A 23221-nucleotide genomic window follows, 5' to 3' on the forward strand; every position below is an offset into this window, starting at 1 on the left:
TGCAGCCGTTTCCTTTACGATCGGGAATATGGCCTACCTTGGCACTGGGCTGGATGTTTCCAATAACGCCCACAAAAGTCAGCTTATGTCGGCATTGGCGGATGTACCGGGCTTATCGTTCGCGACGATTCCAGATACCAACGGGGACTCGGCTACGTTCCTGAATTTGCTGCTGGCTGATACGGATTCGGCACAGCGGACGGTTGCCGAGCTGAATGCTGCTGGCGTGGGTGGGTTCAACTACTGGTTCACGAACATGTACCACTTCATTAACCAGTGGAATCACATCAAGGAAATGAAGACGGCTGCCCCATTAGCCATCGAAAAATTTGGTGCGCCACAAGACTATAAAAACCTCGATATCCCGAACGCACAAGCGACGATTGGTCGGTTGATCTCCTTCGGAATCCGGGCAAGCTGGACTTCAGAAGAAGTGGCCGCATTAGCCGCCAACATCGAAGCCGCTGTGCGGAAAGCAACCCTGGTAGAAGCGTAATTTTCTTACGACAAACGTATGTCAACGACGGCCTTACTTACCGAGATAACAGCTTTACCTCCCGAACTACGTCAGGAGGTTGAAGATTTTGTGGCGTTTTTACGAACGAAAACGCAACGAGAGACAAAGCTTACGGAACGTGAGTTTGGCTATGCAAAAGGAAAAGTACGGCTGTCTGAAGATTTCGATGCTCCATTAGAAGACTTTACTGAGTATATGTAATGCGGCTCTTACTTGATACACACGCACTACTATGGTTCTATGGAGGAGATGAAGCCTTACCTCTCAGTCTAAAAGAATTCATTCGTAACCCGGCAAATAATTGTTACGTCAGTATAGCAAGTTTGTGGGAAATAGCAATTAAGGTTGGTTTAGGTAAACTGGAGATTGGGACACCAATAACAGAATTATTCGATTTTTTGGAACGGAATCAATTTTGGGTGATACCGATTGAGTTGACACATTTACTGCACTTGCAGAAATTGCCACATTATCATAAAGATCCGTTCGATCGATTAATTATTGCGCAGGCTTTATCCGAAAATTTAACCATTGCCACAAAAGACCAATTTTTCAGCCAATATGGCTTAACAACACAATGGTAGCAACACCAACACAAACTACGCATAAAAATTTTAAAGGCGTCGAGAAGACCGTTTTTGGTCGGGGGAGCTTTTCGCAACTCGATGAGATTCTGGCTCCGAAACGAGTCGAGAACGAAGGCTATTTTGTCTTTCTGGTCGATAACTATTTCAAAGGCAAACCCCTGGAAGGCCAGGTTCCGGCTCACCCTGAAGACCTGACGTATTATATCAGCGTAGAGGAACACGAACCCACAACCGAACAGATCGACCAGCTTCGGGATGAGATTCTGGCAAAAAAAGGTCTTCCATCGGGTGTTGTAGGCATTGGCGGGGGCAGTATCATGGATATCGCCAAAGCCTTGTCACTGATGCTGACCAACGAAGGATCATCGACGCTTTATCAGGGACTGAATCTGATCAAAAAGCCGGGCGTTTATCACGTTGGTGTACCCACCATTTCCGGAACTGGGGCCGAAGTTTCCATGACCGCCGTTTTGACAGGCCCCGTGAAAAAACTGGGCCTCAAATGCGAATGGACGGTATTTAACCAGATTGTACTCGATCCCGAATTGATTGCCAGTGTACCCCGTAACTGGTGGTTTTACACGGGCATGGATACATACATTCACTGCATCGAATCGGAGAATGGCCGGTTGAACAATGCCTATTCGCACGCCTTTGCCGAGCAGTCCATGAAACTTTGCCGGGAGGTCTATCTGGGTGAAAATTCTGGACAAACCCCTGAGAATGATGATAAGCTAATGGTAGCGTCGATGATGGGTGGCCTGAGCCTGACCTATTCTGAAGTAGGCGTTTGTCATGCACTCAGCTACGGTCTGTCGAAAATCCTGGGAACCCGCCATTGTTATGCCAATTGCCTGATCATGAATCACCTCGAAGACTACTATCCGCAGGGGGTAGCCGAGTTCAAGGAGATGGTCGCGTATCACCAGATTGACTTGCCACAGGGCCTGTCAAAAGAATGGAGTGACGATACTCTTACGCAAATGGCACACGTGTCGTACAATCTGCCGCACATGTGGCTACACGCCATCGGCGATAACTGGCAGGAAGTTATCACGATTGACGTGCTGAAAGATCTGTTCCGACGATTGTAAGTAAAAGAAATATATGGATATCAGACAACGAATCATATCGAATCCTGATGTATTAACAGGTAAGCCTGTTATTGTTGGAACTCGATTGTCAGTACAGTTTATTGTGGGCTTACTGGCTAAAGGTGTTACGCATCAAGAACTATTGATGGAGTATCCTTATATCACAGAGGAAGACATTCGGGCTTGTTTGGCTTATGCAAGTCAACTACTTGAGAGCAGTACATTGATTCCACTGGCTGCTTGATGAAGTGGTTGGTAGATGAATGTACTGGTCCGTCTGTAGGCAGATGATTACGTGAACAAGGCTATGATGTTTATTCTGTGGGAGAACAATCGCCAGGGTGGTCTGACTGGCAGGTATTAGCTCATGCTATGAGCGAAAATAGAGTAGTTGTTTCTAATGATAAAGATTTTGGTGAATTAGTTTTTAAGAATCATTTATCGCACTGTGGTATCGTTTTAATGCGGCTCGAAGATGAACGTATAGAAAATAACTGTACTGAATCGTTTTCTTGCTAATTTTTTAGAGCCAATCACCCCTTTGCACTTTATTGTTCTTACGGAAAAGGCAATGCGAATTACACTAGTTAAGTCAAATGAGTAATTTCATTGGGTAGGTAATGCGAAACATAATTAGAATCCTCCTCATTATACTCACTGTATCGGTGAATATTGGGTGCGATCAGGTATCGAAAAACATTGTGCGGGACAAGATTGCTTACGGTGAACGTATCCGGCTTTTAGATAGTCACCTGACAGTTACAAAGGTCGAAAATACAGGTGCTTTTCTAAGCCTGGGTGAATCACTGCCCCCACTGTTAAAGAATCTATTATTGCTGATCATGCCTGTATTGGCGCTGATTGTTGGGTTCTGGTATCTGCTGATTCGATTCAATACACCCCGACTATTTGTTATCGGTGCTTGTTTTATCATTGGTGGCGGCATCGGGAATCTCATAGATCGTATGGCTTACGGTTCCGTGACGGATTTTTTACACATCAGTTTCGGCATCGTTCAAACGGGTATCTTCAATATGGCTGACGTGTCGGTCATGGTGGGTGCCGGATTTATTTTGCTTAATTCCTTTCTGAAACCGCAGAAGGATGATAGCCAGTTAGTTTAAAACGACAAAGTAATGTCTCAGAAAATCGTTCGCGTTGGCGACATCGAATGCGGGTCGGATGAGTTGTTTCTCATTAGCGGTCCCTGTGTTATTGAAGATGAAAAAATTATGATGACGGTTGCCGAGCAACTCCGGGAAATCCAGGAGCGTGTTGGCATCAAGATCATCTATAAGTCATCCTTTCAAAAAGACAACCGGTCTAGCCTGAATTATTACAATGGCCCTGGCCTTGATAAAGGCATGAAGATCCTGGCCAAAGTGAAGGAGCAATTTGGCTTCCCACTGCTGACGGATGTTCATTATCCAGACCAGTGCGCTCCCGCTGCTGAGGTTGTGGATGTGCTCCAAATTCCGGCTTATCTATGTATGCAAACCATGCTGGTTGTGGCGGCTGCCAAAACGGGTAAGGTTGTGAACGTGAAGCACGGGCAGTTTCTGGCTCCTGAAAACATGAAGCACCCGGTCAAAAAAATTGAAGACTCGGGCAACGACCAGATTATCCTGACCGAGCGCGGTTTCACCTTCGGCTATAACGACTTAGTCGTTGATCCACGCGCGTTCTATCACATGGCACGCACCAACTACCCGGTTGTATTTGACGTGACGCACGCCATTCGTAAGTACGGTATTCCGTCTGCGGATGTGAAAGGTGGTGCCCGTGAATATCTGCCTGTGCTGGCTCGTGCAGGTGTGGCTGCGGGCGTCGATGGTCTGTTTGTGGAAACCCATACCTGCCCCTCCGAAGCCCTCTGCGATGCCGCCAGTCAACTGGATATTCGCTACCTGGAAGAATTCCTGAAACCCCTGCTTGAACTACACGCAGTGGAAGTAAAATACAGGAACACGTTGCCGGAACTGGCTTAAAGGAATGAATAATGTGTAATGGATAATAAACAATGTGAGATGGGGAGATTCAACCTCTAGTACTCATTGTTCATTATCCATTATTCATTGCACATTATCCATTAAAATGATCGAAAAAACCTTCTCCGCCCTGGGCGGGCAATTTATTACGCCTGTTGATACCTTAACCGAGAAACTGAAGGCTGTACGGGCCATTGTGTTTGACTGGGATGGCGTCTTCAACGACGGGATCAAGACCGAAGCGGGCAGCAGTTCGTTTAGTGAAGTAGATTCCATGGGCACAAATCTCCTTCGGTTTGGGCTTTGGCTGCATCATGGTGGGAAGTTGCCCGTGGCGGCAATTATAACGGGTGTCACGAATACACAGTCTGAAACACTCGTGCGTCGGGAGCATTTCCACGCCAGTTATTCGCAGGCGAAGCATAAGATTGATGTCCTCCACCATTTGCTGGATCAGCATAACTTACAACCGCACGAAGTCGCGTTTTTCTTCGACGATGCGCTGGATTTATCTGTGTCAGAAGTGGCGGGTGTTCGCATCATGATTCGCCGGAATGCAAACCCGCTGTTTATGCAATACGTGATCAAAAACGGACTGGTCGATTATGTAACGGGTAGTCAAAGCGGCCAGTTTGCCGTGCGTGAAGGCTGCGAACTCTTGCTGGGTTTACTGGGGCAGTTCGATGCCGTCATGGATGAGCGGCTTCGCTATTTTCCTGCTTATGATAATTATTACCAGCAACGGCAGGCGGTTGAATCCACGTATTGGGTGGTTGGCTCAAACGGACCCGAGCCGAAATAACATAAGGTACAAACATGATAATCGGTATTATTCCCGCCCGGTACGGATCGACTCGTTTTCCGGGGAAACCTCTGGCAGATATTGGCGGTAAATCTATGATTCAGCGCGTGCTGGAACAGTGCCAACAGGCCTCGTCTTTACATAAAGTAGTCGTGGCAACCGACGACGAACGCATTGCAGAAGCCGTTCGGCGCTTGGGCGAAGAAGTTGTAATGACCCGTACCGATCATCCAAGTGGCACCGACCGCTGCTGGGAAGCCTACGACCGGCTTATTGCCGACGGCCTTATTCCTGGCGATTCATCGGATTACGTTCTGAATATTCAGGGTGATGAACCGTTTATCGATCCGGCGCAGATTGACGAATTAGCGGCTATTCTGGATGGAACCGTAGAACTGGCAACGCAGATGGCATCGGTCGATTCCGCGGCTATGTTGCACGATCCGAAAGAAGCCAAGATTGTTGTTAATACCCAAAATGAGGCTTTATACTTCAGCCGTTCAGCCGTTCCGTATTTGTGGGGTATTGAGCCGGATCAGTGGCATGTGCATCATGCCTATCATCGGCATGTTGGGCTGTATGCATACCGTGCCGATGTTCTTGAGAAAATCACCCAATTGCCTCCGTCTCTGCTAGAGAAAGCTGAGTCACTGGAACAATTACGCTGGCTGGAAGCAGGCTACCGTATAAAACTGGTATCCACAAACTTCCAAACCCCTAGTGTTGATAGCCCCGCTGATATTGAGAAAATCCTACGAAGCGAATTGTAAAGGAGGGGTAGCGGTATTAGGTTGCGTCCAGATTTGATACTGCACCCGTGCCCACACCAGCAAACACGGCAACGCTTTGATGTTATAAGGCTGAAAAACCTGTTTCTGCACCACCTGAGGGAAAATGTCGGTGGGTGAGAGTGACGTGAATATGATCACCAACGCCAATAGAATCTTATCCAGTTGTGTTGGTTCATCCAGCGTTACCCACCAAAATGCTACTCCCGTAACGGCCATCACATAGGTAGGTGATTCGGCCATCTTGTTGAAGACAATCATAAACAGGAGGAAGTAGGCAACCATTCGCCGTTGAAACAGCCGGTCTTTCCAAAGCCCAAACCGAAGGAAGGGAAGCAGGAAGAGCGTGGCCCCAATGGCTTCGATAATGCGGTAGTTCTCGTCCGTTTTGGCCATTCCAAAAAAGGCTTGGGCAATGCCCATTACCGATACCTGTAAGCCCAATTTGCTCTCCACGATCACATCGAACCACTCGCGGTATTCCGCCAGCAGGTTGTCAACAGGAATTAGGGTAAGTGGTGCCATGGCAAACAGGATCGTCCAGACGGCCATCGCCAGAATGAACTGAGGCTTCTTTGGGTAGAACAAAAAGAAACCTGCTGCTGCTACGCCATAGAATTTAATAAATAAGCAGAGCACAAAGAAAAACGCTGCCTGCCAGACTCGTTCGTTACGCAAGTGATACAGGCCCAGTAGCATAGCCCCTACAATCAGGTTGTTGCTTTGCAGGTTCTGGGCGGTGATAAGGGCCTCCAGTATAATAATGAGCAGCGCTGCGCGTCGCTGTTTCGCAGGGTCTTTTTCGTCGGATAAATAAAACCAGACACCTGCCAGCAGCACCAATGTATTGAGTAAATTCCAGAGAATCATGCCCAGCAGGGTAGGCAGGTAGTAGAACGGCCCCATCAGCCAGGCAAATGTTGGGCTGTATTTGTAGTTGTCGTCGTACAGATTCGGGTGAAGTCCGTAGATGCTCTTATTGATAAGCAGGTTATGAAACGGCTTGGCAAACATCAGGTAGTTGTTGTAGTTGCCAAACCCAAGTAGATAGTTCTGAACGGCCACCAGGCAGAAAAGAAACACAAATAAACCCAATAAACGGGGTAAAGTCAGAAAACGGAGAACGCGTTGCACTATGTTGACGAGTCGTTATTCCGACAAAATTAATAAGGAATGATACGACTTGGGCATTTATCTTTGGACTACTATGTCATCTCATCATATTGTCCGGGAAAAACAGGAACCCGCTCTACTCATTGCCAACGGCGAAGCCTGTTCAGAAGAATTACTGGGCCAACTGCTGGAATGGAGTCCAACCGTGGTTGTCCTCGATAGTGCCATCTGGCGCGTACTCGAACTGGGTATCAAAGTCGATGTACTGCTCGGCGACTTTGATGACCGGTCCGACGGGTCGGCAGTAGACATCGACCAGATCCGGGCGCAACAGTATCCGCTGGAGGTTGTACACACACCCGATCAGGATAAAACCGATCTCGACAAAGGGATTGAATACCTGATTGAACGAGGCTACCCGGCGGTCAACATCGTTTGGGCCACGGGCCGCCGGGCCGATCATAGTCTTGTTAACATGACCAGTATTGTTCGTTACAAAGACCAGATTCGGATTGTGATGATCGACGATCACTCTAAAATCTTTCCCCTCGTTGGGCGCTTTGAGAAGTGGTATGAAGCGGGAACGCCTATCTCGTTGATTCCCGTTGGAACGGTGACGGGCTATACATCGGAGGGATTGAAATATGACCTTCAGGATGCTACCCTAACGCTTGGTTATCGTACCAGCAGTAGCAATGAGGCCGCTCAGGACGGTTTTGTGCGTGTTAGTGCTCAGACAGGGGATTTGTTGATTATGGAATGCTGGGATTAAGTCTGGCTTGGCCCAGACAGAATCACTTCACCCGATTATACTTCTTCAACACATCCATAACCAGCTTATGGGGCAGCGCGTAGGATTTGTTGCCGTTTATTCCCTCCGTCGTTTCGGCGGCTACCATGGCATTGATAATGGCTTCTTCAACGGCCTGCACCGTGGCTTCGAATAAGGGATTTATTAAATCGTTGGGCAACTCAGTAACCTTTGTAAATGAGGTTCGCTGAAACGCGTTCGGGTTAGCGGTAGAAAAGGCAATGAATATATCCCCGGACCCATTTTCTCCGCGTCCCCCCACTTTACCAACACCAATAGGCACCCGTGCCGCTATTCGTTTTAATTGATGGGGGAGTAAGGGCGCATCGGTAGCCACGACAACGATAATGGACCCATCGCCTTCTTGCCGGTAATGGATGGGTGGCGCTTTTAGTACTGAATTCAGTGTGTCTTTTAACTCAACCCCAACGGGTACGCCGGCAATAGTCAGATTCCGTTTCGCTCCAAAATTCGATTGTACCAGTACGCCAACCGTATAGATCGAATCCCTGACTTTAACTATCCGGGACGAGGTGCCGGTACCGCCTTTGAAGCCCAGACACATCATGCCGGTGCCACCCCCCACATTGCCCTCTTTCAGCTTGCCCGTTGCGGCTGTGTTCAGGGCTTCATACGCATTGCTTTCTTTCACGTGAAAGCCATAAATGTCATTCAAAAAACCATCGTAGGTTTCGGCGACAACCGGATAGGTGTACCAGAAATTTTCCTTGTACCAATGTTTTTCCACAAACCATTTCAATACAGCATCCCGAACCACGCCCACACTATTAGTATTGGTTATCATGATAGGTGTTTCCAGAAAACCGGACTCCGTTATCCAGGTTGTGCCGGTCATTTCGCCATTGCCATTCAACGAATACCAGTTGGCGAACACCGGGTTGTTGGTTCTACCTCTTGGTAGAATGGCCGTAACGCCCGTTCGAACAGGGCCTTTGCCGAGTACGTTTTTGCCTTCGCCGGAAATGATGGTGCTGTAGCCAACTTCAACGCCCTTTACGTCGGTTATGGCGTTGAATGTTCCGGGAGTACCGTCAAAGGGAATACCAATGTCGCGCGCTCTGGGCTTTTGGGCCTGACTGGAAAGTTGAATACATAGAAGCAAACAGAATAAGTGGAGGATTTTCATGATTCAGAGGAGGTAAAACCGTATGCAAGATAACCTTAAAACAGAGCTAAACGAATTGCTAGTGACGACCAGATTTGGCTAAGTTTAAGTAGTAGATTAGCCTCTGGCAGGAGTTGTAGCCAGGAACACGGCAAGAGAAGAAGTCCCCAAACCCTCAGCATTCGCTGTTGCTTTTGTGGCAATTCACCAATCCCAATGCTTATTGCGAAGAGTAGGCAAAACGTGAACGGGGCCATCAGCCGAAAATTCGGATCGCTGAATGGGCTAAGGGTTCTTAGCATAAATAGCACCAATAGGTAGCTACTAGCGGTGAATAGGATGAGTCGAATCAAGGAGGTGACGACCAGCGGTTTTGTGCCGGATAACTTATTCCGACGAAGTTGCCGATGCATAGCGCCCAATAAGACCAATTGCACCCCCAGTCCAATCCAGGCAAGTTGATTAGGTCCCACTTGTGAAAAGTCCCGGATGAACAGACACTCATTTAAGACTGCCCATCCGAAAATTTTCAAAAGTTCGCTGGTAGACTCAGTAGGTAAAAAACGATCTCCCCCGAAGAAAGAGCCTGATAGGTGCTGATTGATTCCGAAATAGACAACCATACTAACGACTCCTGCCGTTGAAATAGCCATCAACGTTAAGGCTACTGAACGCGGCTGGATAACATCTAGGTGAATTTGAACAACGTCAGGAAATAGCCAGACGATAAGCGCTAAACTACTGGTTAGTCCAACTACATAACCACCTGCGTAGCGAGTTAGAAACAAGCTCAATCCGATCAGAAACAGGGAGAAGGATCGACTAGTTACAGGTTTCAATAGAAATTGATGCAGACACCAGATCCACTCAGCCAGTAAAACCAAAAATACGGTTTCGCTCCAACTGTAAACGGCGATTTTTAGGAAACTACCAATTCCCCAAATCGCCAAAAGCCAGCTAGCCCGAGACACGCCCAGTCGACGTACCCAACCGTAACTGGATAAACCAATTGCTATATAGTTGACCAGTTTGGAGGCTATCAACACAGGTAGTCCGGCCAAACCCGACACGCTTGCAATCAATACCGAATAGCCAATGGGGAAGGTGCTGTTCCAGATTAGTTGCCCATTTTCCTGAACCACATAGCCGTGCCCCGCCAGTAAATTGGTTGCCGATTGCAGATAGTAGCCCGAATCGACACTGGTAAAGTGATTCGGGTTTAGCCCTACGAGGATGGCCATGGCGATGCCCAGAATACAATAGCCAGTCCAAAGTACGCGTGCCTGACTCATCGGTTCAGAATAATTTTTCCGGTCAGACGAACCATCGGTGCGAGCGGTAAGTCTGCTCTTTCAATGCGATAGAGGTACTCGCCATTGGGAAGGAGATAGCCTGTGTCGGAAGTACCATCCCAAAACCACTCAGTCAATCCCACACGGGAGGGACTTCGAAGGATTTTAACAGAACGACCTGTCAGATCAGTGATGTGGATGGTTAAGTTACCCGGTGGTGTAAGCCCGGTTAGGGAAACAAAGAAGCGGGTTTGATGCATAAATGGATTGGGGTAAACACCCGCGGCAATCAGCTCCGGCTGGCTTTTGACCGAAAAATGAATCTGATAAGGAGCTGCCTGATTGCCACTCAGATCGCTGCCAACGGCAACAAATGCATAACGTCCATCGGCTAAAGGCTGACCTGGTTGATACCGGAGCCGAAAGGCATTTGTACTATCGGCAGGCGACCAGTGGATGTCTGTACCTTGAAAGTGTAGTCGTTCGTAGGGGCAACCGCCAGCCAGGCAGGGGCGCTGTAGATAGAGTTCCAGGCCCGTTGTATCGGAGCGTAACAAGCGCCGATTCTCATCCTGCACCAGTACATCGATAACAGGTCGGGCCGATACAAAATCGCCATCGGCGATGCGTCGACCATCGAAGGCAACTTCGAGCAACGGGGGCGTTCGATCAGTAGTAAACGGGATACTATGGGTCGAGCCAGTTATACTAATTTCTTCTGTGTTATTCTGCTCGTTTCCTTCCTTCAATTGGTCATCGGGATCAAGAACTAACTCAACGTAAGTGGATGTTGCGGCTGATTTGACAACGGGTATCAGCCAACTCAGCGTATCGGCATACACCGGGGAACGCTGCGTAACCTGATAGTCACCAAGCAGCTTGCCATTGACTTCGTACTGTCGGATGCGTAGGCTTAGCGGGCTGTTTGTAACCCGGCCATAATTAACGACTACGCCAGATATACGGGCAGAATCGGACTGGGCTGTTAGTGAATCGCCCTGACTGTTCCGCAGCTGTAGGCTACCAGGGGCAAAGGCGAAATCGGGCGTAGGGAAGGGAAACACCCGTACGGCCGGATCGCCCTGTAAGGTCATTTGCTGGGCCGTCGTCAGATCGAAAATAGACGTGTTTGTTCTTAGATAGCGTCGGATGGCTTCCTGCTGAATCAGCCCAATGGGTTGCGCAACGTATTGGCTATCCGCAAACAGCGCATATACTTGATCGGAGTAATTTTTTAACGGCCCGGCAAATCCGTTGTAAGTATGTGCCAAGAAGAGAACTGCTCCTCTGTTGGGTGCCAGTACCCAATCGGAACCAAAAGTAGGTCTGCCGAAAAATGTATTGCCCGCTGCACACCCATTGACCAGTAAAAAAGGGTAACGGCCTTTATTCCGATACCCCAGTATGTCGTTACTCACGAAGCCAATATCGATATCAGCCACATCTAAACTCGAATGCCCAACTAGTGTAATTAGTCCAACTCCCTGATTGATAAGGTTTGATACCGGCAATGATTCAACCAGATTATCGGTTTTTTTAGATAGTGTTGCCACTCGGCCACCTGCGTAGGGAGCTTCAATAACCGACTTGAAGTCATCTACATAACTCCGAAAGGCCAACAATTCATAGCGACTTCGTCCTCCGCTCAGGTGCAAAACGTTCTTGCGCCAGAGTGCGGGTTCGCCTGTGTTTTCGTGCTCTTTTACTTTGTTCAGATAGTCCAATACGTTTTGTGAGTTGCTGGCATTCAGTCGGCCAATGGGCAGGGCTGGTACGTTGGATGATTCGCCGTTCAGGCCTTCAACCAGCCCAATGTCGGAACCAGGCCAGCCCGCATTAGGGATGAGGTCCAGCCAGGCTGCGTTGGGTACTTTACGAACCCGCTGTGGATCGCGGGATTGACCAATCAGAAACAGAAATTTAGGATTAGCCCCTCCGCCTTGCAGCATGTATTGGGCAAACCGCCGGATAGCTAGTGGATGGCGTTCGCCGTAGCTAAACTGATTGAACAACTGGTCGATGTTCACGGTCAGTGTATCAAAATCGCCCCCCGTTTCCGAGGCCCGATAGGCTGCATATGCCTGAACCGGGTCAGCATAGCCACCAACAGGTTGCCGAAGCAGGGGATGGGTGATGATGATAAAATCAGGTTGCTTTGGGTCAATCCGATGAAACGAAACAGGTACAATCGAAGGAACCATTCGCGGTTGAGTGGTGGCCAGCAGAATTCGGCTTGTTTGTGTCTTGTGGACAACTCCTCTCCAGTGCCCACCGATCAAATTTCCATTGACTCGTTCTACGTTGTTTGGATCACTAATGTCAACTAAATGCGTGTTAGCGGAGGCATTGCTTGCGTCAAGAAAGGAGCGACCTTCGTTAGTTGCCCGCAGTCGAAAAACCTGTTGAGTAGCTCCAGCAAGATCGGTAGGTTGGGGGTATTGTATTTTTAGGTAGGAGAGTGAAACTTCCTCGCCGTCTTCCTGAGGTTGGATACTGAGCGTAACCGTACCTGACGGATCAATATCGGCAGATTTTAGGTCTGCATCGACTTGTATGCTTTCATAGTTGGTAAAATCAACCGTGCGAATTTCCTGTAACGTTGCGGCAGAGGCTCCTGCCATACAGCGCACCTGATGCTTGCCTGCGTTCCGGCCTACCAGTAAAAAACTGACTTTGGGATTGACCGTTTCGCCGGTTAGGCTTGTAATCGATCTATAATTTGTGAGTGTACTTGTCTGGCTAAACTGATCGGTTGCTTTAACGACCGGCCCTGTCCAGCCTTCGCCATGATCGTAATTAGTCAGAATGGCCCCGTTGTCAAAACCTGCCCCCAACGGATAAATCGTACCCGGCGGGTAGGTATCTGTCAACAGTTGGCGTACTTCTCCCCAATGATAAGGTTCTGCTTTCATCCCGGCATAAACCGTATCTGTGTAGGCCACCATTCGTTTACCCGGTTTACCATCGAGTCGCCAGGTTAGAAAGTAAGCAGTGGTATCGCTAAAGAGACTGTAGTAGGTATGAGGCTGGGCCTGATGCGGACGCGGTTCGTCGCCACGATACAGGAGAGAATCCTGGGTGCCATCATTGCCACGCCCATAAAATTCCAGAAAATCGCTGGGGTCGAACTGTTTATCGGCCTCACCTTCAACATAAATAGCCTGCTCAACACCCCGGTGAACTACCTGTATTGTTGTCGGGTCAATCTGGTTGACGGGTAAGCCTGCCTTTTTTAACTCCGTCGTTGTAATCCGGTACAGGCCGTTTTCCGCAATCGGAATTTTGTAGTAGGCCTGTGCGTAATTAATCCAATACGTAGGATCAGGATCAGTTGATGATGTTTGTGCGAATGAGGGGTTGTAAATCAGCAGGCTAAGTATGAACGGTAAAACTTCCCGAACGTTTTGGACTATCGGCCAGCGCTGTTTCGGGAAGTGGATTGGCGTTTTCATGAGCGACAAGGACCAGGACTTTAGTACACGTATACCTTAGACGTGTAACCCATCCAATAAGTAATGTCACTCTAAACTGAACTAGAGACTATGCCACTCGGCTACAATCAAAACTGAGTGGATGTGATATAACCTCTACTCTAGTTCAGTGGTAGCACTTGTTGGCTACGCATGTGTTTGTAGGTATTCTTAATGTCTACCCAGCGCCGACGCGATACCGGAAGTATTTCTCCCGAGTGTAAGTGAAGCAGACCTCCCTTATCAGGATACAGATATTCCATCCGGTCAATGTAGTGGATATTGACAATACAGTTGCGATGGGGGCGAACAAACCAGGCTTCGGGCAACATGGGTTCGTAATATTTCAGGGTACGAGGGGTCAATATCCGCTGGCCATCTTTCCAATGCAGCCAGCAATAATTACTGGCGGCTTGCAAATACATCAGGTCGGCCATGGGCAGGATGATTTTTCCGGTATTCGGAAGGTGCATTCTGAGTTCGTACTGAGCAGACTTGAGGGCCGCGTAAGTCGAAACGTGACCGTTTTGGTGGAGGTAGATTGGTTTAGTCATGGGCGAGGAGATACTAGAATTGATTCGCAAAGTATAGTCGATCAATAGGTTGGCAAGTACCGTTATCGGTCACTATTTCGCTACCATTCTCGTTGCATATCCTGCCACTCTGGTTGCATGGTGTCAAAAAAGCCCTTATTCTAGGGCTTTTTTGCAGGAAAAGGATCCGTAATAAGTCGTGGTTGAATCCGGAAAGCTAGGTTCTGGTAGGGGTAGAGCCCTTACCGAACTGGGAGGGTAAAACTCCGTAGCGTTCCTTAAAGAGCTTGGCAAAGTAGGAGGGATTCTCGAAGCCTACAGCAAAGGCTACCTGGGTGACGTTCTGTTCCGTTTGGGAAAGTAACTGAGCCGCTTTGGTAAGCCGAATATCCTGAATGAAGTTCGTTGCGGTAGTTTGGGTAAGTGCTTTAAGCTTGCGGTGAAGTTGAGCACGACTCAGATTGGCAGCCTCCGCCAAAGCCTCAACACTGAAGTCGGGGTTGGTAATTTGCTCGTTGACTATGGCTGTCAGGCGCTCGACAAACTTATGTTCGGTAGAGAACAGCGTTGGAGCAGCTAGGGTTAGAGCTGGGTCGATGTTTCGTAGCGCCATATACTGATAGAGCCGCTCGCGCTGTTGAATCAGGTTACGAACCCGGGCCTGAATCTCGGCCTGGTTGAAGGGTTTGGTCAGGTACTCGTCGGCACCTAATTCAAAACCCTCAATACGGTCTTCAACGGTAGCTTTAGCAGTTAGCATCACCACCGGAATATGACTGGTGGCTTCCTGCGTTTTTAGGGCACGGCAAAACCCAAACCCGTCGAGCCGGGGCATCATCAGGTCGCAGACGACAATATTGGGAAGTGCTACGGTTGCTTTGTCAAGCCCTTCCTGTCCGTCGATGGCTTCAATAATCTGGTAATCGTTCTGAAACACACTCCGAACATAGGCCCGGATATCTGTATTATCATCGATGATAAGCATCACATTTTCATGGCTACTATCGAGCTGGTTGGGCTGTAAACTAGTTGGTGAAGAGACTGATCCCAGTGTTGCCGCTACAAACTCTGTAGTCAGGGAGGGCTCAACTGCATTGATAAACGCGGGTGCTGGTTTGGTGATCGTTACCAAGGGTAGGGTTACCGTAAAGGTAGTCCCAACGCCTTCGGTACTGGTGGCGTCAATGGTACCATTGAGTATAGTTACCAGTTCTTTTACGAGTGCTAATCCAATACCTGTTCCCTCGTAGGGCCGGTTTAGCTGACCATCAACCTGGTAGAACCGTTCAAAGATGTGAGCCAGGTGAGTGGGGGCAATGCCAATACCTGTATCAGTGATGTGGAGCGTCATAGTCCCTGAGTTTCCGGGAGTAGGATACTTGACCCGCATCTCCACCGACTGGCCGACAACCGTGAACTTAAAGGCGTTAGACAGTAAGTTCGTCGTAATCTTTTCCAGCTTGTCACGATCGAATTCAGCCCATTGCTCCGACTGGTTCTGCGTGAAACGGAATTGAATCTGTCGACTCTCGGCCAGCGAACTAAACGAACTGGCTAAGGTTCGGAAGAAGCCGGCGATATCGCCTGGACTGAGTTCGGGTTTGAGCTGACCGGCTTCGAGCTTACTCAGTTCAAGGAGCTGATTGATCAGGCTCAAAAGCCGATTGGCGTTTCGCTGGATGAGGGGAAAGCGCTGGTCGTGGGCATATTCCTGAATGGCCTGTTCAATAGGACCCAGAATAAGGGTAAGCGGAGTTCTGAATTCGTGGGATATATTGGCGAAAAATTGCGTCTTTAAGGTATCAAGTTCGGCTAGGCGGGAGGCTTCTTTTTGCTCAAAGTCAACCTGTTGCTGAAGCAGTAGTCGTTGTGTCTGGAACCGATATAGCTGCCAGCCAATAAAGAGTATAGTGGATAAATAGAGCAGGTAAGCCCACCAGGTTCGGTAAAAGGGGGGATGAACGCGAATCTGTAATACAACTGGCTTACTCCAGAGCTCGCCATCGGCGGAGCCCATCATCTCAAACCGAAAATTGCCATCGGGCAGGTGGGTGTAATTGGCAAAGCGGTTAGTACCGGCTTCCACCCACTTCTCATCGACCCCTTCCAGACGGTATCGATACCGGTTTTTGATCGAATTCGTATAATCCATCACGCCGAATTCGAGTGTCACCAGGTTTTGGTTGTGCGATAAATCGAGCACCTGCGTGTGTTCAATGCTTTCATTTAAAATACCGTCTGGGGCTCCCACCCGAATGGGTTCATTGTTCACTTTCAGGCCGATGATGTTAACCAGTGGTGGGCGGGCGTCTTTCTGCTTCAACGCCGACGCCCGAAAGGCAGTCAGCCCGTTTACTCCACCAAAAAGTAATTCACCCGTAGGGGTTTTAAAGAACGAGCCCGTGTTAAATTCATCGTCCTGTAGCCCATCTGCTTTGGTATAATTGCGAAACTGAAACGTTCTGGGGTTAAACTGAGCCAGGCCACGGTTGGTGCTCATCCAGAGGTTCTTGAACTCGTCGACCAGAATGCCATACACGACTTTGTTGGGCAGGCCCTGGGCTTCCGTAAAATGGGTGAACTCGCCCGTTTGTTTATCCAGCCGTTCCAGTCCACCACCTTTGGTGCTGATCCAAAGATACTGAGCGGGCTGGTAAGGGTCACTGATAACACTCGATACAGAGTTATTGCTAAGGCTCTGTTGATTTGTTTTGGAGTTTTTGTAAATCGAAAAAGCGGGTGTAGTCTGCGGATGGTCGGCCCGGATCAATCCTTGCTGGGTACCAATCCAGAGCGTACCTGCCTGATCCGTATAGAGGGCTGAGGTTTCAATTTCGGCACCACTTTGTGGGAGCAAAAACTGGTAGCTGTATACCTGAAACGTTTCGGTTTTCGGGTCAAACCGCATCAATTTGCCATTATTGGCCCCAATCCAGAGGTTACCGGTTTTATCTTCCAGCGTCTGGTTTCCATAGAAACCGTAGGATGCATTGGGGGGGATCGGATACTTTTTGAGGAGTTGCCAGGTTGGCGAAAACTTGAATAATTGCTGGTAATGGGTTTCGAAGTTGACGTTCGAAACCCAAAAAAAGCCCTGACGATCCTGCATCATAAAGCGCTGACGCTGGTCGGCGGGGGGGAGACTATTGCTTAAAAAAGGTACCAATCGGTTAGCTGGTTTATCCAACAAACCATAGGCAAATTGGTAGCGGGCATACAGGCGTCCCTGGCGGTCCTGATATAAATAGGTAAGGGAGGTATTGGGCAGATAGGCATGAAATTGTTTAACTCTGGGATTGAACTTCCGCAACCCGTATCCGCTCGTTCCGATCCATAGATTTCCGGTTCGGTCTTTGAGCATATCCGTAATGGCAAATAAATTAGGTGGAACCGCAAGGAATGCATTGCGGGCCGTCAGGCTATCCTGCTGAAACAGTTCTGCTGGCGACATTACCCACAGGAAATCGGTGGCGGCAATGTAGATGGTGTTTGCATCGATGGCTTTCAGGCGAACGCTGAAATTGTCCTTTTTAGGTAAGGGAATTGTTTTCTGAACACCATGCTGCCAACAAACGATCTTATTGCTGGTGCTGGCCGCCCAAAAGTCTGCTGTCGGGTCGTCATACAAAGAAAAAAATTCGCCGAATTCGCCCGAAAAAAGGGTTGTTTTCGCTGCTTTGTGAGGTTGACGCCAGTTTAGGGAATACATCCCATAGCTCGTACCCACCAACGCCTGCCCATCAGCCCGAAAACTAATATGATGAGCTATGGCATTGACACCCATATCGGGTAAGGTAATTTCCTGAGACTTTATCTGATTCGTAAAGTTAGGACGATCGGGAAAGCTGGTTTTAAGTGAGTTTGGTACGCTTATTTTGAAAAGCTTTCCCTGGGCCGTGTTTACCCAGATATTACCCTGGGGGTCTTCGGCCAGGAGCTGAATTTCAAAACTCCCCGTATTAGACGCTTTCTGGTCGCGGATATCGACATGATAAAAACGCTGTGTTCGATCATCAAAGAGATTGAGGCCCTGATTTAAGGTGCCGACCCAAAGTCGTTGATGACTATCAATCAGTAAGGCCGTGCAGTAATCGCCCGAAAGGCTAAACTCGTTGTAGGGATCATGGGTGAATATGGTAAAATTATGACCATCGTACCGATTCAAACCATCTCTTGAAGCCGCCCAGATAAATCCCTTTTGATCCTGTTTAATGCTGAAAATCATGCCTTGCGACAGACCATCGGAAATGGTTAGCTCCTGCCAGCCTGTGGCAGTCTGATGGGTTGGCTGTGCAAAAAGGGCAAATGGCAATAAAATGAACAGGTAGAGTAAGCGCATTCGGATACTGATTTTACTGGCAAATTACCAAAAAACAGGCCAATGTAGACACTTATCTGGAAATGTACTATACTACGTATTGATAGTATAAAATGTTCATTTTTAGGTTTATAGGTTAATAGAAAGGTAGAATTAATGTATACAGTTGCTCGTAGAGAGGCTGTGCTTGATCCTATTTCGAACGGTTGGTTCCTAGATGAGGCTTTTTATGAATATACCTAATCTGAACAGTCCGACTAAGACTACGCCCCAGATTAATCCGTTAAGAAAAATAACCGCGATCATTCCGGGAAGCCACATAACGCCAATTTTTTCATTGTCAATCGGGAAAAAGAGCATGAATTCAAGCTTTTTTTGCCAGGGTTTGGGAGTTCCCATAATCGTCATGAACGGAAAAGTGACCACCATGACCAGGATATAGAAAAGGCCGAAGCCGGTTACCTGCATAATAAATCGGATCATTAGGATTGGCGATTAATGGGTGTAGATATAGTATACCATCCAAAGGAGAAGAATGCCAAGCAGCAGGCCTATGCTCTTTATCCATATATAAGGGAGCAGGTTTAAGCCAATTAAGACAAGCAGTGCTACAAAGAAAACCCCTTTAACGGCCGATTCCAGTCCCTGTCCTGCGGCATCTGTCGGGCCATTTGCCTGAAGAAGGTGGTAGATTACATAAGCCCCGTAAAGACTAATTAGAAGCCAGTTGATATTGGTAAGTATGTTGAGTGCAGACATGACGATTTTAGTGAAGAGGTTGATAAGTCTGGTTTGATTGGACTGTAGGCAATTTTGTACTGGTCGACCTTCAGTCAGTAGCTGCAACGGATAAAAGATTTTTGCGAAGAAAAATCAGCACGGCTAATGCAATTGCGGTGTGGAGCGTAATAAAAACGGGTGTTCCCATAATCCAGGGAGTTGCTAAGAAACCCATGGTTAACAGGGAGTTTAAGCCGGTAAGTACATAAACGAGTAAGAACAGCAGCGGCAGGGTTAAAAAACCAATCAAGTAAAGCCATGCTCTGCGGTTGGTCAGTACTTGCCACGCTTTATAGACCGGAGGGATCACAATAAGCAGTACCAATGCAGAGCAGATCAGAATCAGCTGAGTACGACTGAAATCCTGTTTAAGAAGCTGCCTGGTCACAACCATTTCATCGCCACCACCCATCATTACCGTGCTGATTCTGCCAAAGGGTATGTTAGCAAAAATCAGGGAGAATCCCAATGCTTTCCGGTCTGGGTTCGTTGACTTGAGCCAGCCCATTCCTAACCACATTAGCGCAAAGGAAGCCAGAGGACCGGCTAGCGTAGCCAGCCACCAAAGAGGATGGCGTTGAGAACAGGTTGGACATAATGACCAAACATTGAAGTCTCTTGGCCCCCAACAGCCACAAATCAAACGTCCCGTCACAATATGAACGGTTTCATGTAATTCTAGTAGCACGATCAATAACAACAGGAACGTAACTACGTATCGGAATGAAAGTCTGAGGTGAAAGCCAGCCAATTTTGTGAATGTTGAGAGTTGAGATGATCGTGTAGTATTAAGTACTGCCAGCCTTTGGGCCAATGAGCGAATTAGTGGAAATGAGTAGTCCAATACGGAGGGATAAATGCATGCGTCCGGGAATTAGATTCTATTTCGATGCAATAGAACCTAATTCCCGGACGCAAAGAAGGGGGAATGAACAGGAAGTGCCTTTACCGGCATAACTGGTGCGCCAGGCCGATAACAGGGGATTATCGATTTGTTCGATACGGGGGCGTCTGTTTATTACCTTGCTAGCGAGATTCGCCCGAAACGGGAACGAATTGGGCTGAAAGGTTTGGCGTTTTCATATCTTTATCGAACGGAAACATAGGCCGCTTGATGCGTTTGTACGGTAAACGAGCCAAATCCTGATCGACTCCACCAGGGGTTAGCGCCATAATCCAGTCGGCTTGCATGGCATACAGTTCAGGTTCCAGGTAGCCAATTTTTACAACCACAATGTCCGATTTTCGGGGGCTAAGACCCAGACGGGTGAAGTCTATCTCTTTGTGATAGGGCTTACGTTTTTGGGTAACGATAACGTGTATACTGCCCACTTTTACAACTACTTCCACTTCCGCATCTTTATCGCCTTTCACGATTGATTCGACCGTGACTTTCAGTTTAACGGGTGGTGCAAAACGAGCGTCAACCCGAGCGCCTGCTGTTCCCTCAACAGAGCCACCAACACCAGCCGCAATTGCTTTCTTGACCAGTTCTGGATCGGGGATAGATGCATAGATCAGCGAAGGGCCATCCGCCCGCTGAAATTCCGGGCGGGCGAGCAACTGGGTAAGAGTCCAGGTCACATCACCAGCGCCACCTGCCGTTGGGTTATCGCCGGTATCGCTAATAAAAAAGGGATGTTTTTTGCTGGCCAGCGCGTTTGCCAGGCATTTCTCCAGCGTACCGGTTGGGGCTACAAAGTCAAACTGATTCCGTACATTCCAGAAATCCAGCGCTAGTTTCTCAGCGGCCTGGGCTACTTTTTGCTTATCATCGCCAGTAACCATAACCACGGCGTGGTTACGAGCCTCATCGGCCCAGGCGTAGCCAATCCAGATAGCCGCATCCACAATGCCACCCTGATGATCGGCAATGGGCTCCACTTTTTGATACAGAGTCTTGCCCGGCTCAATGCGGGTACTTGTTTTTTCACCGGGCAGCAGGATTGGGATGGGTATCCAGGCTTTATAGGCTGGTTTTCCTTTGCCGGTTTTGATACGGTCAAGCAGGTTTACCACAGCTCGTTCTTTGGTTTGCATGGCATCTTCATGCGGGGCCATCCGATAGCAGGTAATCAAATCGGAATTTTGGGCCAACCGCCAGGATACATTTCCATGCAAATCCATGGAAGTGGAAACGAGGGTTTTATAGCCAATCACGTTTCTGATTCGGGTAAGAAAGTCGCCTTCCGGGTCATCCAGGCCTACCACGCTCATGGCACCATGAATATCAAAATAAAGGCCATCGTAGGGGCCGTATTTTTTGAGCGAATCCAGAGTTTTGTTAACCAGCGATTCGTAAGCAGCGCGGGTCACGGCTCCGCCGGGCAGCGATTTGCCAACAATGGCGGGCAGCCATATGGCCTGTTTGCGCAGGGGCGATATGGGCATCATGAACGGATAGGCATTGAAAACCTCGGGGCCATAGCGGGCGTGAAAGGCTTCCTCCTGCGTAACCGCCGGGGAGAAGGTGCTGGATTCGATACCTAAACCCGCAATGGCAATACGCGGTAGCGTACTGGCTCCTGAGGTAATCGTTGATTGGGCATATCCTCCGCCCAGGGCAAACAGCCCGACAGCGAACCCTAAAAAGATCTGTTTCATGACCCCAATTTAGGCGTATGAAGCGGCTCAACAAAAACTGGCACTGACTTTGCCGACGATTGTTTTAAAGGGAACCTATGTCCGTGCGGTTCGTTCTATAAGTTTACTAACCCAATATCCTCTCTACCCTATGAAATTTCGGGTGATTTTGTTTAGTTTGCTTGCCTTCTTTACGAGTCCATTGATAACCTATGGGCAAGCGTCTGTTAATCCCAAACCCGGAATTCGTTTCCTGCCGGGAACATTCCAGTCGGCCGTAGTAGCTGCCAAAACGGCGCGCAAACCCTTAGCTGTTGAAGTCTACCTAACGGGTTGCCCTCATTGCGAAGCACTGGCGCCTATTTTGGCCGAAAAAGCTGTGGGTGATTACTTCAACGCCAATTTTGTGAACTGGAAAGTCGAAGCCAACGCGCCCGAATCCGTGGCTTTACAAAAGGAAAAGGGAATTGCGTATCCAGAGTTTCCCCTGCTGTTGTTTTTTGATTCCCAGGGCAACCTCATCCACGTGGCTACTCCAGCCGAACAGACGTCTAAGCCCGCGTTTATTGAGGAGGTTATCTCGGCAGGTCGTACTGCACTCAATCCTGCTCAGCGCACAGCGGGTTATGCCGCTCGTTTTGAAGCTGGCGACCGGGATTTGGGATTTTTAATTAATTATGGGAAGTACTGTAAAGTCAGGAAGGACAATGCCCAGCTACATGCCATTAGCGATGCAGTTGGAAACTTACTTCAATCACCCGGGCAAATGAAAAGCCCTGCCGGGTTCTACTGCCTGCAACGACTGGTCGATGATATTGATAACCCATTAGCCGTTTATTTCTTCAGTCACCTGAGTGAGTTCACAGCTGCATTCCCGGTAAAAGATGTGAAAGAAGCCGGAGAAGGCGTGGTTTTTCGCTCTTTATACGGGATGAACGGCGATCAGAATCCGCTACAGAAAATTGTGCAGATGCGTACCTATATGATTGCCCTGGGTGTGCCAGCCAATGAAGCCGCGGGTCGTACATTACTCAAGGAACTGGATGCTCACCTACGGGCGAAGAGTACCCCAGGGGCCGTGCAACGGTTTAATGAGTATAGGGCGCAGAATAAAGCCATTGGGATTGCCGACTATGCGTATCTCATGCATTATTTCAACGAAAAAGCGACGGATACATCCTATCTTAAGGAAATGCCCGTTTGGGCAGCCGATGGGCTGAACGTTGCTCCAGCTGATGGGAAAATGAGCCAGCAGGTGGCTGATATTCAGTATGAGCTGGCCGTGGCCTATCAGAAAATGGGACAAAAAGCTGAAGCCTATAAACAGGCCCAGCAGGGGCTTGATACGGCTCGTAAAGCTAAGCTGGATACCAAACGATATGAGGAGCAGGTAGCTAGTCTGAAGTAAAGCCTGATCAG

20 protein-coding genes and 2 pseudogenes are annotated in these 23221 nt (G+C 48.5%); 12 read left to right on the forward strand and 10 right to left on the reverse strand.

Annotated features, from left to right (window positions below; genetic code table 11):
* The 10 genes and pseudogenes from ACYVGO_RS34570 to kdsB all read left to right on the forward strand — a co-directional run.
* A pseudogene (locus ACYVGO_RS34570) lies at nt 1-496 on the forward strand (hypothetical protein); the annotation flags it as partial.
* Nucleotides 497-514: 18 nt separating this feature from the next.
* Entirely contained in the window at nt 515-718 is a 204-nt protein-coding gene (vapB, locus tag ACYVGO_RS34575; RefSeq protein WP_460973287.1) for a type II toxin-antitoxin system VapB family antitoxin, read from the forward strand.
* Complete coding sequence (locus ACYVGO_RS34580; protein WP_460973288.1) at nt 718-1101, forward strand: type II toxin-antitoxin system VapC family toxin; 384 nt, start codon at nt 718-720, stop codon at nt 1099-1101. The genes vapB and ACYVGO_RS34580 overlap by 1 nt, the downstream gene beginning before the upstream one ends.
* Complete coding sequence (locus ACYVGO_RS34585; RefSeq protein WP_142773568.1) at nt 1095-2198, forward strand: iron-containing alcohol dehydrogenase family protein; 1104 nt, start codon at nt 1095-1097, stop codon at nt 2196-2198. Before ACYVGO_RS34580 ends, ACYVGO_RS34585 begins: the two co-directional genes overlap by 7 nt.
* A gap of 13 nt (nt 2199-2211) precedes the next feature.
* The gene (locus ACYVGO_RS34590) at nt 2212-2442 is read left to right on the forward strand and encodes a DUF433 domain-containing protein (RefSeq protein ID WP_460973289.1); all 231 of its coding nucleotides are present in this window, start codon (nt 2212-2214) and stop codon (nt 2440-2442) included.
* A 59-nt stretch (nt 2443-2501) separates the two neighbouring features.
* A pseudogene (locus ACYVGO_RS34595) lies at nt 2502-2717 on the forward strand (DUF5615 family PIN-like protein); the annotation flags it as partial.
* A 101-nt stretch (nt 2718-2818) separates the two neighbouring features.
* Complete coding sequence (gene lspA / locus ACYVGO_RS34600; RefSeq protein ID WP_460973290.1) at nt 2819-3322, forward strand: signal peptidase II; 504 nt, start codon at nt 2819-2821, stop codon at nt 3320-3322.
* 12 nt (nt 3323-3334) lie between these two features.
* The gene (gene kdsA / locus ACYVGO_RS34605; RefSeq protein ID WP_460973291.1) at nt 3335-4186 is read left to right on the forward strand and encodes a 3-deoxy-8-phosphooctulonate synthase; all 852 of its coding nucleotides are present in this window, start codon (nt 3335-3337) and stop codon (nt 4184-4186) included.
* Nucleotides 4187-4292: 106 nt separating this feature from the next.
* Complete coding sequence (locus ACYVGO_RS34610) at nt 4293-4988, forward strand: phosphatase (protein ID WP_460973292.1); 696 nt, start codon at nt 4293-4295, stop codon at nt 4986-4988.
* A gap of 14 nt (nt 4989-5002) precedes the next feature.
* The gene (kdsB, locus tag ACYVGO_RS34615; RefSeq protein ID WP_142773563.1) at nt 5003-5758 is read left to right on the forward strand and encodes a 3-deoxy-manno-octulosonate cytidylyltransferase; all 756 of its coding nucleotides are present in this window, start codon (nt 5003-5005) and stop codon (nt 5756-5758) included.
* Here the strand turns inward: kdsB and ACYVGO_RS34620 are convergent.
* On the reverse strand, nt 5741-6910 hold the full coding sequence (locus ACYVGO_RS34620; RefSeq protein ID WP_460973293.1) for a glycosyltransferase family 87 protein: 1170 nt from the start codon (nt 6908-6910) through the stop codon (nt 5741-5743). The two genes, kdsB and ACYVGO_RS34620, sit on opposite strands and share 18 nt — an antisense overlap.
* Nucleotides 6911-6983: 73 nt before the next feature.
* Between ACYVGO_RS34620 and ACYVGO_RS34625 the strand changes: the two genes are divergently transcribed.
* Entirely contained in the window at nt 6984-7661 is a 678-nt protein-coding gene (locus tag ACYVGO_RS34625) for a thiamine diphosphokinase (RefSeq protein WP_460973294.1), read from the forward strand.
* 22 nt (nt 7662-7683) lie between these two features.
* Here the strand turns inward: ACYVGO_RS34625 and ACYVGO_RS34630 are convergent, their stop codons facing one another.
* The 9 genes from ACYVGO_RS34630 to ACYVGO_RS34670 all read right to left on the reverse strand — a co-directional run bounded on the left by ACYVGO_RS34630 (nt 7684) and on the right by ACYVGO_RS34670 (nt 21823).
* On the reverse strand, nt 7684-8847 hold the full coding sequence (locus tag ACYVGO_RS34630; RefSeq protein WP_460973295.1) for a DmpA family aminopeptidase: 1164 nt from the start codon (nt 8845-8847) through the stop codon (nt 7684-7686).
* A gap of 35 nt (nt 8848-8882) precedes the next feature.
* Nucleotides 8883-10118, reverse strand: a complete 1236-nt coding sequence (locus ACYVGO_RS34635; RefSeq protein WP_460973296.1) for a hypothetical protein — start codon at nt 10116-10118, stop codon at nt 8883-8885.
* Nucleotides 10115-13570, reverse strand: coding sequence for a putative type IX secretion system sortase PorU2 (porU2, locus tag ACYVGO_RS34640; protein ID WP_460973297.1), 3456 nt, complete (start codon nt 13568-13570; stop codon nt 10115-10117). Before porU2 ends, ACYVGO_RS34635 begins: the two co-directional genes overlap by 4 nt.
* A gap of 140 nt (nt 13571-13710) precedes the next feature.
* Complete coding sequence (locus ACYVGO_RS34645; protein WP_460973298.1) at nt 13711-14142, reverse strand: LytR/AlgR family response regulator transcription factor; 432 nt, start codon at nt 14140-14142, stop codon at nt 13711-13713.
* Nucleotides 14143-14338: 196 nt separating this feature from the next.
* Complete coding sequence (locus ACYVGO_RS34650) at nt 14339-18460, reverse strand: hybrid sensor histidine kinase/response regulator transcription factor (RefSeq protein ID WP_460973299.1); 4122 nt, start codon at nt 18458-18460, stop codon at nt 14339-14341.
* Nucleotides 18461-18652: 192 nt separating this feature from the next.
* Entirely contained in the window at nt 18653-18922 is a 270-nt protein-coding gene (locus tag ACYVGO_RS34655; RefSeq protein ID WP_142773555.1) for a hypothetical protein, read from the reverse strand.
* A 12-nt stretch (nt 18923-18934) separates the two neighbouring features.
* On the reverse strand, nt 18935-19198 hold the full coding sequence (locus ACYVGO_RS34660; RefSeq protein ID WP_142773554.1) for a hypothetical protein: 264 nt from the start codon (nt 19196-19198) through the stop codon (nt 18935-18937).
* Nucleotides 19199-19268: 70 nt separating this feature from the next.
* Nucleotides 19269-19727, reverse strand: a complete 459-nt coding sequence (locus ACYVGO_RS34665; protein WP_460973300.1) for a hypothetical protein — start codon at nt 19725-19727, stop codon at nt 19269-19271.
* A gap of 518 nt (nt 19728-20245) precedes the next feature.
* Nucleotides 20246-21823, reverse strand: a complete 1578-nt coding sequence (locus ACYVGO_RS34670; protein ID WP_460973301.1) for a M81 family metallopeptidase — start codon at nt 21821-21823, stop codon at nt 20246-20248.
* A gap of 130 nt (nt 21824-21953) precedes the next feature.
* Here ACYVGO_RS34670 and ACYVGO_RS34675 point away from each other — a divergent pair, with 130 nt between their 5' ends.
* Entirely contained in the window at nt 21954-23210 is a 1257-nt protein-coding gene (locus ACYVGO_RS34675) for a hypothetical protein (RefSeq protein WP_460973303.1), read from the forward strand.
* Nucleotides 23211-23221: the final 11 nt, after the last annotated feature.

The sequence above is a fragment of the Spirosoma migulaei genome (assembly GCF_054776855.1).

Bases quoted from the DNA above. Each gene is read 5' to 3' on its own strand.
- ACYVGO_RS34630 (WP_460973295.1), bottom strand. From the start codon at position 8,847: ATGAAAATCCTCCACTTATTCTGTTTGCTTCTATGTATTCAACTTTCC.
- kdsA (WP_460973291.1), top strand. From the start codon at position 3,335: ATGTCTCAGAAAATCGTTCGCGTTGGCGACATCGAATGCGGGTCGGAT.
- ACYVGO_RS34670 (WP_460973301.1), bottom strand. From the start codon at position 21,823: ATGAAACAGATCTTTTTAGGGTTCGCTGTCGGGCTGTTTGCCCTGGGC.
- ACYVGO_RS34580 (WP_460973288.1), top strand. From the start codon at position 718: ATGCGGCTCTTACTTGATACACACGCACTACTATGGTTCTATGGAGGA.
- kdsB (WP_142773563.1), top strand. From the start codon at position 5,003: ATGATAATCGGTATTATTCCCGCCCGGTACGGATCGACTCGTTTTCCG.
- ACYVGO_RS34660 (WP_142773554.1), bottom strand. From the start codon at position 19,198: ATGTCTGCACTCAACATACTTACCAATATCAACTGGCTTCTAATTAGT.
- ACYVGO_RS34645 (WP_460973298.1), bottom strand. From the start codon at position 14,142: ATGACTAAACCAATCTACCTCCACCAAAACGGTCACGTTTCGACTTAC.
- porU2 (WP_460973297.1), bottom strand. From the start codon at position 13,570: ATGAAAACGCCAATCCACTTCCCGAAACAGCGCTGGCCGATAGTCCAA.
- ACYVGO_RS34675 (WP_460973303.1), top strand. From the start codon at position 21,954: ATGAAATTTCGGGTGATTTTGTTTAGTTTGCTTGCCTTCTTTACGAGT.
- ACYVGO_RS34650 (WP_460973299.1), bottom strand. From the start codon at position 18,460: ATGCGCTTACTCTACCTGTTCATTTTATTGCCATTTGCCCTTTTTGCA.
- ACYVGO_RS34655 (WP_142773555.1), bottom strand. From the start codon at position 18,922: ATGATCCGATTTATTATGCAGGTAACCGGCTTCGGCCTTTTCTATATC.
- ACYVGO_RS34590 (WP_460973289.1), top strand. From the start codon at position 2,212: ATGGATATCAGACAACGAATCATATCGAATCCTGATGTATTAACAGGT.
- ACYVGO_RS34610 (WP_460973292.1), top strand. From the start codon at position 4,293: ATGATCGAAAAAACCTTCTCCGCCCTGGGCGGGCAATTTATTACGCCT.
- ACYVGO_RS34635 (WP_460973296.1), bottom strand. From the start codon at position 10,118: ATGAGTCAGGCACGCGTACTTTGGACTGGCTATTGTATTCTGGGCATC.
- ACYVGO_RS34625 (WP_460973294.1), top strand. From the start codon at position 6,984: ATGTCATCTCATCATATTGTCCGGGAAAAACAGGAACCCGCTCTACTC.
- ACYVGO_RS34585 (WP_142773568.1), top strand. From the start codon at position 1,095: ATGGTAGCAACACCAACACAAACTACGCATAAAAATTTTAAAGGCGTC.
- lspA (WP_460973290.1), top strand. From the start codon at position 2,819: ATGCGAAACATAATTAGAATCCTCCTCATTATACTCACTGTATCGGTG.
- vapB (WP_460973287.1), top strand. From the start codon at position 515: ATGTCAACGACGGCCTTACTTACCGAGATAACAGCTTTACCTCCCGAA.
- ACYVGO_RS34665 (WP_460973300.1), bottom strand. From the start codon at position 19,727: ATGGGCTGGCTCAAGTCAACGAACCCAGACCGGAAAGCATTGGGATTC.